General features: G+C 33.5%; 17 protein-coding genes. 6 read left to right on the top strand and 11 right to left on the bottom strand.

The features are described from left to right. Positions 1-20: 20 nt before the first annotated feature. Both RTP99_RS02375 and RTP99_RS02370 read right to left on the bottom strand, forming a co-directional pair. The gene (locus RTP99_RS02375; protein WP_000397639.1) at positions 21-1,121 is read right to left on the bottom strand and encodes a sensor histidine kinase; all 1,101 of its coding nucleotides are present in this window, start codon (positions 1,119-1,121) and stop codon (positions 21-23) included. Positions 1,122-1,125: 4 nt separating this feature from the next. Then, on the bottom strand, positions 1,126-1,764 hold the full coding sequence (locus tag RTP99_RS02370; protein ID WP_000694106.1) for a response regulator transcription factor: 639 nt from the start codon (positions 1,762-1,764) through the stop codon (positions 1,126-1,128). A 283-nt stretch (positions 1,765-2,047) separates the two neighbouring features. Between RTP99_RS02370 and RTP99_RS02365 the strand changes: the two genes are divergently transcribed. The 4 genes from RTP99_RS02365 to exsE are packed head-to-tail and all read left to right on the top strand — an operon-like array spanning position 2,048 to position 4,986. Next, positions 2,048-2,530 carry an RNA polymerase sigma factor gene (locus RTP99_RS02365; protein ID WP_001195477.1) on the top strand — a complete coding sequence of 161 codons (483 nt, stop codon included), beginning with the start codon at positions 2,048-2,050 and terminating at the stop codon, positions 2,528-2,530. Continuing rightward, complete coding sequence (locus RTP99_RS02360; protein WP_000972369.1) at positions 2,527-2,970, top strand: hypothetical protein; 444 nt, start codon at positions 2,527-2,529, stop codon at positions 2,968-2,970. The genes RTP99_RS02365 and RTP99_RS02360 overlap by 4 nt, the downstream gene beginning before the upstream one ends. Next, positions 2,963-4,033: a hypothetical protein gene (locus RTP99_RS02355; protein WP_001039094.1), complete on the top strand. Its 1,071-nt coding sequence runs from the start codon at positions 2,963-2,965 to the stop codon at positions 4,031-4,033. The genes RTP99_RS02360 and RTP99_RS02355 overlap by 8 nt, the downstream gene beginning before the upstream one ends. After that, positions 4,030-4,986 (top strand): exosporium protein ExsE, encoded by a 957-nt coding sequence (exsE, locus tag RTP99_RS02350; protein WP_001261396.1) that lies wholly within the window; start codon positions 4,030-4,032, stop codon positions 4,984-4,986. Before RTP99_RS02355 ends, exsE begins: the two co-directional genes overlap by 4 nt. Positions 4,987-5,016: 30 nt before the next feature. Here the strand turns inward: exsE and RTP99_RS02345 are convergent, their stop codons facing one another. Then, on the bottom strand, positions 5,017-6,264 hold the full coding sequence (locus RTP99_RS02345; protein WP_000058334.1) for a DUF445 domain-containing protein: 1,248 nt from the start codon (positions 6,262-6,264) through the stop codon (positions 5,017-5,019). Between the two features lie 156 nt (positions 6,265-6,420). Beyond that, positions 6,421-7,752, bottom strand: coding sequence for a D-serine ammonia-lyase (gene dsdA / locus RTP99_RS02340; protein ID WP_000658344.1), 1,332 nt, complete (start codon positions 7,750-7,752; stop codon positions 6,421-6,423). Positions 7,753-7,902: 150 nt separating this feature from the next. Here dsdA and RTP99_RS02335 point away from each other — a divergent pair, with 150 nt between their 5' ends. Beyond that, positions 7,903-8,448, top strand: coding sequence for a helix-turn-helix domain-containing protein (locus tag RTP99_RS02335; RefSeq protein WP_000427640.1), 546 nt, complete (start codon positions 7,903-7,905; stop codon positions 8,446-8,448). Between the two features lie 50 nt (positions 8,449-8,498). On the opposite strand, the gene RTP99_RS02330 is transcribed toward RTP99_RS02335, so the two are convergent. From RTP99_RS02330 to RTP99_RS02310, 5 genes are all read right to left on the bottom strand, one after another. Further along, positions 8,499-9,179, bottom strand: coding sequence for a prolipoprotein diacylglyceryl transferase family protein (locus tag RTP99_RS02330; RefSeq protein WP_000454859.1), 681 nt, complete (start codon positions 9,177-9,179; stop codon positions 8,499-8,501). A gap of 18 nt (positions 9,180-9,197) precedes the next feature. After that, on the bottom strand, positions 9,198-9,752 hold the full coding sequence (locus RTP99_RS02325) for a TlpA family protein disulfide reductase (protein ID WP_000734018.1): 555 nt from the start codon (positions 9,750-9,752) through the stop codon (positions 9,198-9,200). Between the two features lie 55 nt (positions 9,753-9,807). Continuing rightward, the gene (locus RTP99_RS02320) at positions 9,808-10,620 is read right to left on the bottom strand and encodes a M56 family metallopeptidase (protein ID WP_000871914.1); all 813 of its coding nucleotides are present in this window, start codon (positions 10,618-10,620) and stop codon (positions 9,808-9,810) included. 4 nt (positions 10,621-10,624) lie between these two features. After that, the gene (locus RTP99_RS02315) at positions 10,625-11,038 is read right to left on the bottom strand and encodes a BlaI/MecI/CopY family transcriptional regulator (RefSeq protein WP_000495064.1); all 414 of its coding nucleotides are present in this window, start codon (positions 11,036-11,038) and stop codon (positions 10,625-10,627) included. A gap of 93 nt (positions 11,039-11,131) precedes the next feature. Next, the gene (locus RTP99_RS02310; protein ID WP_011040201.1) at positions 11,132-11,530 is read right to left on the bottom strand and encodes a DUF3942 family protein; all 399 of its coding nucleotides are present in this window, start codon (positions 11,528-11,530) and stop codon (positions 11,132-11,134) included. A 496-nt stretch (positions 11,531-12,026) separates the two neighbouring features. Here RTP99_RS02310 and RTP99_RS02305 point away from each other — a divergent pair, with 496 nt between their 5' ends. Then, complete coding sequence (locus RTP99_RS02305; RefSeq protein WP_000762133.1) at positions 12,027-12,725, top strand: peptidase E; 699 nt, start codon at positions 12,027-12,029, stop codon at positions 12,723-12,725. 56 nt (positions 12,726-12,781) lie between these two features. On the opposite strand, the gene RTP99_RS02300 is transcribed toward RTP99_RS02305, so the two are convergent. Together RTP99_RS02300 and RTP99_RS02295 are read right to left on the bottom strand one after the other, a co-directional pair. Next, on the bottom strand, positions 12,782-14,191 hold the full coding sequence (locus RTP99_RS02300; RefSeq protein WP_000804155.1) for an MATE family efflux transporter: 1,410 nt from the start codon (positions 14,189-14,191) through the stop codon (positions 12,782-12,784). 99 nt (positions 14,192-14,290) lie between these two features. Then, positions 14,291-15,055 carry a DUF2087 domain-containing protein gene (locus tag RTP99_RS02295; RefSeq protein WP_001280298.1) on the bottom strand — a complete coding sequence of 255 codons (765 nt, stop codon included), beginning with the start codon at positions 15,053-15,055 and terminating at the stop codon, positions 14,291-14,293. Positions 15,056-15,270: the final 215 nt, after the last annotated feature.

Below are 15,270 nucleotides of genomic sequence, written 5' to 3'. Positions count from 1 at the left end.
TCATATGAGATGATTCATTCTCATATCGGCAGCAACATTGTTACTGAAAAACCACTTGTTCCATCTACAATAATTTTACCATTTACAGATGCCGTTCGTTCCTCCATCCCCATAATACCGAGACCTTTTTTAACAAGCATTGCACCTTTTCCATTATCCTTCACTTGTACCTTTACCATCTTGTTAAGTACATGAATATCGATTGAAATGACTGTCGCATCAGCATATTTCATCGCATTTGTTAATGCTTCCGTGACATTTTCACCGATAATCTTCCACTGTATAGGAGAAATCATATCTAAGTTCCCTTTATAAACGAAAGGAATATTCACATCATGCTTACCGGCAAATTCCTCTATGAATAATTTCATACGATGAATACCAATTTGCTCAGTTGGTGGCTTCATATTTTTTAATGTAATCCGAATGCTTTCAATTCCATCTTTCGAAATATGAATTGCATTTTGTAATAACTCAGCAGATTTTTCTTTATCTATCGCCATTAATCTCTTTGCTGCTTCCATTTGAATAAGTGCACCTGTCATCGAATGGCCAATTTTATCATGAATTTCTTGAGAAAGTCGATTTCTCTCTTCTAACTTAAATGTGTACTCTGATTGCCTTATATACTCTTTATTTTCATTTAAGCTTTTCGTCAGCCGTTGCATATCTTTTCGCATCTGATCATTTTGTGATTCAAGCTTTAATACGCGTGATATATACCGTTCTGCCATCGTTAATACGAGAAAGGAAAATGCAACAATTAATCCATATGTCATTCTAATACTTTCATTTGTAAAGATAATAGGAATCATCATAATGAGAAAGAGTTGCCATTTCTTCTCTATATAACGGAATATAATTTCATATAAGTTCAATGGTAAAAACAAAATAAAGAACGGATGAATCTTCCATGTAAATAACATAACTAAGCCAATCGATACAGAAGTTAATATGTTTTTGTTCGTATTTTTTTTACATATAGAAATTAGCACGTTTACAGAAAGATATAAAAGCAAAGTCAGTATAATCCATGGTAAGTTTGCAACATTTAAATAAATGTAACTAAACACAATATATATAAATACAATTAATTTACTTACAATTAACCAAAATTCCATATCTTTAATCTACTTTCCCTGTTAAATAATAAATCGCAATTTGTGTACGATGTTCCAGTCCAGTTTTCCCTAAAACTGACGTAATATAATTTGCAATTGTTCCTTCTGATATGAAAAGTTGCTTCGAGATTTCTTTATTCGAAAAGCCTTTTGCAATTAATGCGATAATACTCAGCTCTCTTTCAGTAAAAAGACTTTTATCTATTTTACATTCTTCCTCTTTACTTTCCATTAAATTAGACTTAATTTTATCGAGAACTACATCTTGCATAACTGTTTGACCGTTATATACTCCTTTTATCGCATCACGAATACGCTCTGGATCATTATTTTTTAATAAATAACCTTTTGCCCCGTTCTTCACTGCGTCCAAAATATATTCATCATCATCGAACGTCGTTAAAATTAGCGGTTTCGTTTTCGTCTCTTCGCAAATGAATTTCGTCGCCTCTACCCCGTTCATATTTGGCATGCGAACATCTAAAAGGGCGATATCAACGTCGTTCTTTTTGCAATATTCCACTGCTTCTTTCCCATCATTTACTGTATCTACTACTTCGAACTCTTCATATGTATTTAAAATAATTTTCATGCCTTCTCTAATAAAAGAATTATCATCTGCTATTAATATTTTAATTTTCATGTTTGTTAGTATGGACATTCCCCTACTAACACTCACATCCTTTCTCCCTGTAACATTTCCTACTTGCTCATTATATACTTCTCTTTACCATTTTTTCACACCTTTTTTCATCTAGCTCACCTGCAAAAAATATATTATTCTTTTTTTACAAAATGTGTAGGGTGACTTATCATTCTTTACGTCTATATAATAGAATGCGTCAAAAAGGAGGGAGAGACCCATTGAGGAAAAACAATTAATTGAAAAAGCACAGCAAGGAAGCGAACATGCTTTTCGTATCCTTGTGCAAACATATCGTCACTATATTTTCCAAGTTATCTTTTCTATTTTAAGACATGAAGAAGATGCGAAAGATGTTACACAAGAAGTATTCGTAAAAATTCACGCCTCTCTCCCAAATTATCAATTTCGCGGATTAAAAACGTGGATGGCGCGTATTGCCACCAATCACGCTATTGATTATAAGAGAAAAAAAGCTAGAGAAAACGAAGAACTCTCCTTATGTAAAGAAACTGAGGAAAATATAAAATCCTCTCAAAATATTGAGGATTTATTATTGACGAAAGAACAAAAATTACTCATTGCTCAAAAACTGAGAGAACTTCCCCATAATTACCGTGATGTCGTTCTCGCACATTACTTAGAAGAAAAAAGTTATCACGAAATTGCTTTGCAGGAAAATATCGAAGTGAAAACAGTCGAAATGAAACTGTATCGGGCAAGAAAATGGATTAAAAAACATTGGAAGGAGGAAGAGTTTCTATGATGCATTATTCAAAAGAAGATTGGCGCAATTATACATTAAATGTTATAGAAAGCAATGAACGTGAATCTATGGAAGAACATCTTTATGAATGTGATCATTGTTTAGCGCTTTATATGGAAAGTATTGATGAACAACAGGAAAACCTTCCAATGATAAATGATGATTCATTTACGAACGAAGTTATGACGCAAATTAATTTTAAAACGCTACAACCTAATGAAAATATAAAAACAAACTCATTAAAGCGAACGATTATTCACTACATAATTGCAACCGCAGCTACAATTATTTTTATGGTAAGTGGTTTATTCCAATATATTTTCACAGCGACATCAAATTTCGAGAAATCTTCAAAACATAACGAGTCTTCTATCTCACAACAAATTGTAAACAAATCGGTAGACACATCAAAAAAGGACGGAGGTTCAAAGCATGAATAAAAACCCCTTTTTAGCACTTGTATTAGGGCTAATTCCTGGGCTTGGACATTTATATTTAAAGAAATTTGGACGGTTTATTTTATATAGCGGAGGGGCTGTATTTCTATTTATCTTTGCAGCATTTTGTACAATAGCATTGGGAGCGCGTGATATTGCTTTTCTTTCTCTATTTTTACTAGCCGTGTTATGGGTGGTCAACTTACTAGATTTAGTTATCACGATTATTAACCAATCGAAAAAACAAGCAACCGGAGAATTAACAGAGTCCTCTAAAGAGAGCGAACGATTTTATATCATTCTTCTTTCCATCATCCCTGGACTTGGTCATTTTCAATTAGGGCTTATGCAACGTGGACTTACATTTTTAGTAGCTTGTACAGGAATCGGAAGTATGATCATTTTCGTTGCCCTTTTAACATCTCAAGAAAGTTTCCTTATCTTTCTCGTGACGTTACCTGTTTTATGGATTTATAATTTCTTCGATGTTGTTCAGCAACTCCAGAAAAAAGAACGTGGTGAGCAATTAGTTGACCGCACTATTTTTGAAGATTTTGAAGAGCACCGTGAACAAGGAAAGAAAAGTAAAACATTCGCTTCTATTTTAGCGATGTTTCCTGGAGCGGGACATATGTATTTAGGCTTACAGCGACGAGGCCTCCAGCTTATGGCAGCCTTTTTACTTTCCATCTATTTACTTGACTTATTAAGACTTTCAGCGTTTTTATTTTTAGTACCAATCATTTGGTTCTATAGCTTCTTTGACGCTTTACAGCAAACTGCAAAGTATGGAAAAGAACGTGTACATGACGAACCTATCATTGATTATTTTATCAATCATCAAAGATGGATCGGTATCGGGTTAATTACACTCGGGGGTTATTATTTATTAGATCAAACAGTCCTTCCTATTTTGAATGATTACTTCGCAACTATATTTAACATTCATCTTAGCGAGCTGTATTATCGCTATTTCCAAACATCTATCGTTGCACTCCTCTTAATTGGTGGCGGCTTTAAATTGTTACTTGGAAATAAAGAAAATAAAGGTGGTACGAAAGAATGAGAACATGGCGCGTTGGAACATTTTCAATGGGGCTTTCTATTATTGCATTAGGTTGCTTCTTACTATTTTCAGTTATAAAAGGTACTGAGGTATTAGATTCCTTAACAGCGTGGTGGCCTGTTTTACTTATTATACTTGGCGTGGAAATTTTACTTTACCTTCTATTTTCTAAGAAGGAACAATCATTTATTAAATATGATATTTTTAGTATTTTCTTTATCGGTGTTTTAGGAAGCGTCGGAATTGCTTTTTACTGTTTATTATCAACTGGATTACTAGATGAGGTTCGTCATTCTATTCATACCACTCGCCAAACGAGTAATATTCCAAGTGAACAACTTAATATACCTGAATCTATCAAAAAAATTGTAGTGGATGCAGGACAGTACCCTCTAACAATAGAGGGAAATGATACAAATCAAATTCATCTTCTTGGAACATATGAAATGACGACGAAAGCTAATGAAAAACTTAATTTAAAACAAGAAGATTTTCTTTCCGTTCAAACAGCCGGGGAAACGATGTATATCACTTTAAAATCATTACCAGTTCAACATACGTTATGGAATTCCGCACCACAGGTCAAACCGACACTCGTTCTTCCACAAAATAAAAATGTAGAAGTTCGTGCTTCAAATAACGAACTATCCCTTTATCCAGGTCAATTACAAAATAATTGGTTTGTACAGGAAAGTTCAAATGTATCTGTTCATTTAACGAAAGAAAGCGATGTATCTTTAATCGCCATAACAAACAAAAAAGAATCCCACGGAAACACACCTTGGGAACAAGTTGAAGATTTAACGAAAAAAGAAGAGAATACTTCAGAAGAAAATCCAGAATTAAACGAACAAGAACATTGGTATAAAAATTCGATTAAAACTGGAAATGGAACGTACAAATTAAGCATTGAGAAAGCTTACAATTTAAATATGAGTGTTATTGAAAAATAAGAAACCTTCCACAATTGTGGAAGGTTTTTCTCATATAATCGCTTTAATTCCCTCTAACACTAAGCCAATCATAAATCCGCAAACAGCTCCGTTTACTCGGATCCATTGTAAATCTTTACCGACGTTATTTTCAATCATTTCAATTAACGTTTTATCATCTAACTTATCAAGATTTTCTTGCACAAGCTTTCCGATTTTCGAATGGTTATTCTCAACAAGCTTCACAACTTGTTTTTGTAACCAATCTTCTATTTTTTGAACAGTCACTTCGTCATCTTTTATTTTATTCATTTGTTTTTGCAAAAATGGAATAACATACTTATCCGCAAATTCTTCATTGTTTACAAAGGCAACTGCTTTTTGCTGCGCTTGTTCCAACATCTCTTTAATTTTGTCAGTAGCATTCCAATTTGAAATCCATTTTTCTTTCCAATTTTCTAATTCTTGTAGTAACGCTTCATTTTCTTTTACATTTATAATTTCTTGACGAATTTTTGCTAATATAAGCTGTCTCGTGCTATTATCCGCATCTTGTAAGCTGTTAATATTGCTAATAATGAATTTCTGCAAAATGCCGCCAATTTTATCTTCATCTACAATATTCATAAACGACTTCAATGTAAACTGTAAAAATCCATCTACTTTTATATTTTCCATCGCCTTCATCCCTAAACTTCCGAGCTGGTAGCGTGCTTCATCTTGCGCTGTCCAATCTTTTACTTTTACTAAAATATAATCCAGTGTCTTCTCATCATATTCTTGCACAACTAATTGATCAACAAGCACTTGTAAGATGTTACTTGTATTCATTGTATGCAAATATGTTTTTAATTCTTTTTCAATAATAACCGCTAATTTTTCCGTATCTATTGAAACAATCGCCTTCTCAGCAATCGTTACAATCCCTTTTTTCACAGCATTAGACTGCATTTCTCTCTCTGCAATTTGCAGCACCATTTGTGCTAGTTGCATTTCTTTTACTTTATTCGTAATACTTTCTTTCGTTAGCCACTCATTTTCTAACGTATTGATGAGCCCTTTCGTTACTCGTTTACGGTTTTTAGGTAACAAAGCTGTATGCGGAATTGGAATTCCCATCGGATGACGGAATAAAGCTGTAACTGCGAACCAATCCGCAAGTCCACCAACTAACCCAGCTTCAAATCCACCTTGAATAATCTCACCAGCTACCGTCCCTTGAAAAGGAATAGAAGCCGCAAAACCTACCCCCATAACCCCAAGCGAAATACCCGCTATATATTTAGTCTGTAATGACATCGTATACACATCCTCTTATTATGTAAAATAAAGCTTTTTTGTTATATTTATTCGATCTTAGTAATCCTTTATATCTATACTATAAAGAACATATGTGAAAATAACAAAGATTTTTATGTACATGAAAAAATGAGACTATAACTAGCCTCATTTTCCTTACAGTATTAATTCTAAACCTTTCTTATAATACCCATTCATCACATCTTCTGGAACCATACTACCGCCAGTTCCCCACACAATATGAGTACCTTTCTTCATCTTCTCTGTTAACTGTTGTTTTTGTAAATACTCATCTTCTGCACATACTTTCACTGGTCCTATCATACCGGCTAATGCAGAAGGCTCTAAATAAATCTTTTCCGTATCAGCTAGTTCTTTTAATAATCTATATAACTCTTCATCACTTACTGTGTAATTTCCACTCAAAAATGGTTCTATCGTTTTACCGACAAATCCAGACGGTCTTCCTACCGCTAGTCCGTCCGCGTCTGTTACATTATCAATCCCGATATCTTGAACGGCAATTTTATCATGAAGTCCTGTCATTAAACCGAGTAACATGCATGGAGAATGCGTAGGCTCGGCAAAGAAACAGTGTACGTTGTCTTTATACAATAACTTTAAACCAAATGCGACTCCGCCAGGTCCGCCCCCTACTCCGCATGGTAGATAAACGAATAAAGGATGTTCTTCATCCACTACAATCTCTAACTCTTCTAATTGTTTTTGTAAACGCGAGGCTGCTACTGCGTATCCTAAAAATAAATCATGTGAGTTTTCATCATCTACAAAATAACAGCTAGGATCTGCATCTGCTTGCCTTCTTCCTTCTTCTACAGCTTTACTGTAATCAGCTTCATATTCAATAACATTTACACCTTTACTTCTTAATAAATCTTTTTTCCATTGTTTCGCATCTGCTGACATATGAACCGTTACGTTAAAACCTAGTTTCGCACTCATAATCCCAATGCTTAGCCCTAAATTTCCTGTTGAACCGACTGCGATAGAATACGTGGCAAAAAACTCTCTACATGTATCACTATCTAAAATGGAATAATCATCTTCTTCTGTTAACATACCATACTGCAACGCTAATTGCTCAGCATGCTTCAACACTTCATAAATGCCGCCCCTAGCTTTAATTGACCCTGATATCGGAAGATGACTATCACATTTTAATAATAATTCTCCTAAAATAGGTTGCTCATAATTTTTCTCTAAAGCTTGTTTCATTGAAGGGATTTTCACTAAAGGTGATTCAATTATGCCGTTAGTCTCTTTCGTTTCAGGAAAAACTTTCGCAATATATGGTGCAAAACGCTTTAACCTCTCTTCCGCATCTTTTACATTCTCTTCATTCAGTGGCGAATCTTTTATTGCCGTTTCATACTTTTCCATGTTCGGATTCACCCAAAACACTTCTTCTGTTGCGATTAATTTATTTAAGAGTGGATATTCCTCTTTTAATTTCTCTATTTCCTTCATTCCTCTTCCTCCTTATCACCTTGTAGCTTACAATTTAATAAATTATAATTAAATTAATTTTAATATAGTTTAACATAAATTATTCACTTTAGTTAATTTTAATTTAATTTATTTAAATATAATTTAATAATTAGCAAGGAGATTTTCATTATGGAAAATATAGATATTGGTAAAAAAATTGAAAAACAAAGAAAGGAAAAAGGTTTAACGAGTAAAGAACTAGCAAAGATGGCCGATATTACACCATCTATGTTAAGTCAAATTGAACGCGGATCTGCTAACCCTTCTATCCAAACATTAAAAGTTCTCGCTAAAGCGCTTGATGTTCCAACATTTAGCTTTTTACTTGAAGATACAAATACAGACGATTTAATTGTACGCTCTCATAAACGTAAAAAAATGATTATCGATAATTTATCATATGAAATGCTATCACCTGATTTCACAGGAAATTTAGCAACAGCGATTATGACTGTCCCGCCGAATACAGCTTCATCAGAAAATGTACTAGAACATAAGGGTGAAGAATTAGCATTTGTATTAGAAGGGAAAATCACATTACATTTAAATGAAGAAGAATACATATTAGAAACGGGTGATAGTGTAAAAATACCCGCTTATTTAAAACATAAATGGGTAAATCAATTTGAGAAAAATGCGATTGTTTTATTTTCTGTTACTCCACCGATTTTTTAATAGATGTAATAAAAATAGCCACGTGCGGATTCCTCCGTACATGGCTATTTTTATTTTTTCGGCACGAACAAAATCCCTAAACTCAGAACACAAAAACTGAGTATTTGCTGCATCGATAAACCAAATAAAATCGAATTCTGTTCACTAATAAGCGAAAGAATAATATGAGCAACACCCTCAACTATTAGAAAAACACTTATGTTCTTTCCATTTCCGAGCCTTTCATTTTTCATCCATAATAAGCCCAATAGACACAGGGCAAGGATAATCTCGTATACAAAAACGGGGTGATATAAAAATTTAGATTCATATACTTTCACACCCCAAGGCAGTGTCGTTTGTACTCCTATTTTGTGGTGGAATAGAAAATAGAAAACAATACTCATACATAGTCCAATAGGCAATGTATCAAGTAAAATGCGAAGTGAAAATTGCTCCTTTTTACTTTTCCAAACAATGTATACACTTGCAATTATGCATCCTACTATAATATGTTTCATACTTCCTATAGCTAATAATGCTTGCAGTGGCGACCTAATAGCCCATACTGGATTTAAAATTGCCGGTGCAAATTTCCATAAAAATACGATGATAAGAAAAGCATTTGTTACTGCATCCATCATTTTTTCATATGGTACACTTTGTTTCTTCATCTTTCGTTTCATCAACATAAATCCAAATAGACTTCCAATTATAAGAGATACAGGTTGTAACCTCACGATCCACTCCATTAATACAAAATCCCCTCTTTAACTCTCAATTAATTTCTTAAATTTCTCTTCTAATTGATCTGGAGGTAATACGCCTCGTACTTGCTCTACGATAATGCCATCTTTATTAACAAAAAACGTCGTTGGTAAAGAAAATACTTTATAGTCTAATCCAGCTACTCCGTCCATATCTAGTAAAACAGGAAACTTAAATCCGTGACGATCCGCAAAAGCGCTCGCTTCTTGCACTGGATCTCCGATTGTTGCATTTACCGCAAAGATTTCAACATCCTTTTTATATTTATCATACATACGAACTAAGTCAGGTGCCTCCATTTCACATGGACCACACCATGATGCCCAAAAATTAATAAGATACGGTTTTCCCTTTGCATCATGTAACGAATACAACTTCCCGTCTAGTCCTTTTAATGTTATGTCTGGTGCCTTAAATCCTACTTGTGGTAATACTTCTGTTTTTTGTAACTCCGCTTGTTTTGCTTTTCTTTCTTTTTCTTCTTTCTTTGAATTATAAAAATTAACTCCGGCCCAAATTAGTGCCCCAGCTAGTATAATCACAATTAGTTTCTTCACTTTTCTTCCTCCTAAACACACTACATCAAGTAGTGTTAATACTTAAAAAAAGAGGCTATATGCACTCTCCGACAATCAGTACAACCGACATACAAAATAAACCTACTGTTACATATACCGAATTCGTATGTAACGGCGTATTGAGCTTAACAACTTTTTCATGTAACACTTGCTCAATTCGTAAATTTATCGCTGTTTTTGCAAATGAAGCTGTAACACATCGATTTTCCATTGTCTTTATTTTAATTATTTTTAATAATGCGCTTCCTAACTCGAATTTAGATTTCATTTTCCGCATTGCATACTTATCTGCAGCTAGCTCTTGATACACATGATAGCGCTGCAATAGCCCTTTTAATATCGGGATGTATATCATTCCTTCTGCTAATAACGTAAAACAAAATAATTTTAATGGGTCTCGATTGTTTTGATGATATTCTTCATGAAAAATAATCGCATCCATTTCTTCATCTGAAAAAGTTTGAAGCATCCCTTCTGACATGACAACTTTCGGACGAAATAACCCAATTGTAAATGCCGCAACTTCCGCAGTCGGCAATATATATATTTGTTTTCCTTTTCGAACGAAGGGAATAAGTACTTTTTGTAATCTTTTAGTATCAAAAAATTGTCGCCACATTCTTTTGCACACAATAAACACAGTAAGTAGTAGAAATCCAGCGATTATAATACGAATGAATGATAATTCTTTCATATGTTTTTCTAACTGAAACAAGCAAAAATTCGAAAGAAAGAACGCCTTATTTTGAAACAGAAATGGATATGTAACGTAATACACTAACATACTAAAAAAGAGGGAACTAACAATGACTGCTAACAATAAGATTTTACGCATTTGCCATTTCATTTCATTAATCCTCTTTTTTTAACTGACTCAATTTATCTTCTAACTTTTTTATTAAAGTCGGATCAACTTGCTCTAATTCATCTAGCATATGATTTACAACTAAATCACCAAATTCCCCCATCAATTCCTGTGTCATTTTCTTCGTTTGATTGGATAAGAATTCATCTTTTGTTTGTACAGCACGATATATGCCACTTCTTTTTACAGTCTGTTTTTCTAAGTGTAATTTCTCTACTAACCTGTTCATAACTGTCATAACAGTATTAAAATTCACAGGTGATTCTTCGCTTAATTTCTGCTGTACTTCTTTAATCGTAATACCCTCACTAGACCAAACAATCTCCATAATCTTTGCTTCAAGCGGTCCAAAGAAATGGTTTAACCCTTGTTCATTTAGCTTATAGTTTTGAGTAAACATCGTATAGCTCCTTTCACACTACGAATTGTAGTATAAATGAAATAAAAGGTCAATTATGAATGCTATACACTAAAATCCACTCCCAAATCCCATTTACTGTAAACCTAACTTTTCTCCAAATGTTTCAAACAGATACTGCTCTAATATTTGTACACTAAAATTCTCATTACGCCCAAGTGCAAACAATTCCCGATCTTTCGCTACGATAGTATCTAACGGGATAACGACATTATCCACTATTTTTGTAATTTCAATGATGTTACTTTTTACATTTACCTCTGTTTTAAATTCAATGTTTTCTAATACGATATGCGAGCGTCTTCCTGATGCAAAAAAAGTAAAGTTAGGATTTTTATAAATACCAATTTCACTCTCTAGTGGATATAAATATTGAAAAATGATATCTCTATGTCCATCTTTTATTATTTTTTCATCCTTCTCATCATCCAAGTATTCTTTCACCTTCGTTGTAAATTCAAATCGAAAATCCACTTTTTTCACGCTCCCTCTTTGTATTTTTATATTAAATAAATATATTGAAATAATTTTACCATATTGTAATACAACTTCCTATTAAAAGTAAAAACTCATTTGTAAAATCTCTATTATTTTCAGTTCTTTTTTAAAGGATAGGCACTCATTCAATATGAATTCATGCTTCGTTATATCTATTTAAACATATTGTTTCCATATTTTGAAACAATAGTAAGAAGCATTATATAACAATAAGGTGAAACTTTAATCAGTAGGGGTTTTGTTCATCCCCCGCCTAACTTCTTTGCTTCCGCTGAATTTTGAGATGCGGGTCTTACTGCCCGTTATTGCGGGATAAACTGTTTCTAATTCATTTTCCTATATAGCCACTATCACCTTTATTATTCCAATATATTTAAACCCCATTTTCTACTTATTCATTACGTAAGAGAAGGAATGTAACTCTCTTCTATCGAATTTTTATATAACGAAAATGATTAGGTGGTGCTTTACTATGAAATTAGCTGTCATTGGTGGCGGTGATTTACAAGATTCAAATCACTCGCCTATTAATGAGCGACTTATAGAATTAACAAATAAACAGTATCCGAAAGTATTATTCATTCCTACAGCTAGTCATGATGATGAAAGCTATATAAAATTATTTTTAGACACATTCGAAAAACAATTACACTGTGACGTACAAATTTTACGTATTATAGCCGATACACCTTCTAAATATGAAATAGACGAAATGATTCAGTCTGCTGATTTAATTTATCTCGGTGGCGGGAACTATATTCAAATGATTACAGAATGGAAAGAACATAAGCTAGATGAAAAATTACTATTGGCTCTGCAGCAAGGAACGCTCATTGCAGGGTGTAGCGCTGGTGCTATGTGTTGGTTCACATCTAGTATCCGCTCAGATTATGAAGGTTCTGGTTATATAGAGAGTAACGGCTGGGGCATTGTGAACAAAAGGTTTTGTCCACATTATAATCAATTAAATAGAATGAACGCCTTCCATTCCTTTTTACAAAATCATCAAGGTAATATAGAAGGCATTGCACTAGAAGATAATTGCGCCTTATATATTACAGAAGAATCTTTTGAAATTATCGGTGAACCAGAAAAAGCGTGGGAATTTTATATGAGTGATAATAAACTCATTAGACAACATTTTGATATTACTTTAAAAAGCTATTTGTAAATCTGCACTTATAAAAAATGTCCCTAAGTATAATAACTTAGGGACATTTTTAGTGTTTAACTCACTAATCGTGTAATTCGTTTCTTCTGCCATGAAAGCTTATAATATGCATATTGTAGTATTAAGCTAACAATAAATGCTGCTGGGTATCCAATCCATATCCCTTCTATGCCAAGACTTGTATGGTAAGAAAGGTAATACGCTACAGGTACTTCAACAAGCCAAATTGATACGACGCCAATAACAGTTGGCCATAATACTGTACCGCTTGCTCGCATTGTCGCACTAATAATTTGCGCATGACCGAAAATTAAATAACTCCATAATGTGATCATAACTAGGCTATGAGCAATTTCAATTGTAGTTTGACTCGTTAAAAATAGTGCTAGAATGTCTCTTGAGAACAAGTAAATGAGTGATATTAGCACACCACCGATGACGTAGTTCATAATAATTCCGGCCTTCACAACTTTCTGCAATCGATCAAATTGATTCGCACCAATTGATTGTGCAGCAAAAATGGAGACTGTAATACCAAGACTAACGGCTGGCATTTGTACATAACTTGCAACTTGGTTCACAACGCCATAAGCTGCTGTTGCATCCGAACCGTAACGATTTACAAACGCGATTACCGCAATTTCTGATAATGAAACTAATATCATATTAATACTTGCTGGAATACCGAGTCGTAGTAATAACTTTAATAAACCCCAATCCATTCGAAGATATTTCCTTACCGTACTATCTAATTGTAGCGGGTGATTTTTCTTCTTTAAATACACTAACATGACAATAAACGTAATAACTGTAGATATAACAGAAGCATAGGCTGCTCCATACACATCTAATTTTGGAGCACCTAACCATCCAAAAATAAGGATTGGTAATAAGATCATATTTAGCGCTGTACTTACAATTAAAAAGTAAAATGGCGTTTTAGAATCTCCTGTACCTCTCATAAACGTTGTGTATGCGAAATATAAAAATAAGATTGGCATCGATATAAATAAAATACGTGCATAATGTACACTTATTTCAATAATATTTTCTGGCGTCCCCATAAGGCGCATAATATCCATTGCAAAAATACTACCTACTATCGCTAACACAACTCCAATAATAAAGGTAAATGTTAGCGTCGTACCAACAATCGCTTTTAAACGATCTTCGTTTTTTGCCCCAAACGCCTGACCAATTAAAATGGAACTCCCTGAACCAATACCAATTACGAATGAAACAAGTAAGAAAAATAATGGGAAGAATGCCGATATGGCCGCTAAATCATTCACTCCAAGCCATCTTCCTACTACTACCATACCGAATAATTGTCCAACTGATTGTAGTACATTACTTAATAGTAAAGGTACTAAAAACATGGACATCGATTTCCAAATCGGTTTACTCTCACTTTCTAACTTATGTGACTCCGCACCTTCTTTATTGTTATCTGTAGGTGGTTTCAAATTTCATTTCTCCTTTTATTAAAAATCTGTTTTTCAACTTCCATCTTTTTGTATATTTGTTGTAATGGTGTGCTTCTATTCATATTCTTTCCTATGTTATTATAACTTCACCCAATATTGGCTTCCATCAGTTGTTCTATCTAAAAACCCGTATTCGATTAAATATCTTCTCAAAGTTACAAAATCCGGATATACGCTTTCTATAATAGCATTTACTTCTTTTTCAGTGTACTTTTTATTACTATCAAACTTCGTCACTAAATGACGTAATATAATTAATTTACGCTTTTGCTTTTTTGGAAATTTAGAAAGCGGTCCATCTAATCCCTCTGTAAAATGCGTTTTTAACACTTCATCATTTTCTTCTTCTGTAATATTGTAACGATCATCTACCATCGTTGCTGTTCTATGAATGGGTACAAATTTCGTTTGTACTTTTGATTTTTCTTCTGACAGTTCCATTAACGCTAAAAACACTTTCGCTTGCTTCATTTTCTCTCGAAGTGTAAACCGATGATTGCGGATGGTTGAAGTACTTCCCCCATCCATCTCTTTCACAATCTCTTTATCATTCAGCCCCATATGGAAAAACTGAACCATCTTCTTTTGCAAATCAGTTAAACCTGTATACTTCTTATCTAGATTTAATAAATAATCAAACATCGACGTATGTTCGTTTTGCACATGCAATTGTACAAACTTCTCTGCTTCATACAAAACTTGATTATCTTGATAAATAACACCCTTAATAAACGCTTCTCCACACGCTAAACAAATATATTCCTCTGCTTCCGCTTCAAATACATACCCTTTCTTCAACTCCTCAACTGAAGCGTCCCAAAACTTCTCTGAAATATCACTCATACTAAACACTCCTTTAAAATGTTTGTTTTAAAATAGACAAATCTTAATAACGTTTATTATCACTTCATCATCTTAACATAACCAAAACAAACTTTTCAATATTTCGTTTACCTATTTTATAAACTTTTATAAAAACGTCTATTGGATATTCTTTAAAAAGGACATAAAGCAACGAAAAGCGAATGTATTTAATATATGAATTACGATAGGATGTG

Source organism: Bacillus sp. (in: firmicutes) (genome assembly GCF_031983925.1).
Lineage (GTDB): Bacteria > Bacillota > Bacilli > Bacillales > Bacillaceae_G > Bacillus_A > Bacillus_A pacificus.
The sequence above is the reverse complement of the archived record's forward strand: the minus strand, read 5'-3'. Positions and strand labels throughout refer to the sequence as shown.

What these genes read in the sequence shown, in the direction of transcription:
- RTP99_RS02375 (WP_000397639.1), bottom strand. Translation starts at nt 1,121, where the DNA reads ATGGAATTTTGGTTAATTGTAAGTAAATTAATTGTATTTATATATATT.
- RTP99_RS02370 (WP_000694106.1), bottom strand. Translation starts at nt 1,764, where the DNA reads ATGAAAATTAAAATATTAATAGCAGATGATAATTCTTTTATTAGAGAA.
- RTP99_RS02360 (WP_000972369.1), top strand. Translation starts at nt 2,527, where the DNA reads ATGATGCATTATTCAAAAGAAGATTGGCGCAATTATACATTAAATGTT.
- RTP99_RS02355 (WP_001039094.1), top strand. Translation starts at nt 2,963, where the DNA reads ATGAATAAAAACCCCTTTTTAGCACTTGTATTAGGGCTAATTCCTGGG.
- exsE (WP_001261396.1), top strand. Translation starts at nt 4,030, where the DNA reads ATGAGAACATGGCGCGTTGGAACATTTTCAATGGGGCTTTCTATTATT.
- RTP99_RS02345 (WP_000058334.1), bottom strand. Translation starts at nt 6,264, where the DNA reads ATGTCATTACAGACTAAATATATAGCGGGTATTTCGCTTGGGGTTATG.
- dsdA (WP_000658344.1), bottom strand. Translation starts at nt 7,752, where the DNA reads ATGAAGGAAATAGAGAAATTAAAAGAGGAATATCCACTCTTAAATAAA.
- RTP99_RS02335 (WP_000427640.1), top strand. Translation starts at nt 7,903, where the DNA reads ATGGAAAATATAGATATTGGTAAAAAAATTGAAAAACAAAGAAAGGAA.
- RTP99_RS02330 (WP_000454859.1), bottom strand. Translation starts at nt 9,179, where the DNA reads ATGGAGTGGATCGTGAGGTTACAACCTGTATCTCTTATAATTGGAAGT.
- RTP99_RS02320 (WP_000871914.1), bottom strand. Translation starts at nt 10,620, where the DNA reads ATGAAATGGCAAATGCGTAAAATCTTATTGTTAGCAGTCATTGTTAGT.
- RTP99_RS02315 (WP_000495064.1), bottom strand. Translation starts at nt 11,038, where the DNA reads ATGTTTACTCAAAACTATAAGCTAAATGAACAAGGGTTAAACCATTTC.
- RTP99_RS02305 (WP_000762133.1), top strand. Translation starts at nt 12,027, where the DNA reads ATGAAATTAGCTGTCATTGGTGGCGGTGATTTACAAGATTCAAATCAC.
- RTP99_RS02295 (WP_001280298.1), bottom strand. Translation starts at nt 15,055, where the DNA reads ATGAGTGATATTTCAGAGAAGTTTTGGGACGCTTCAGTTGAGGAGTTG.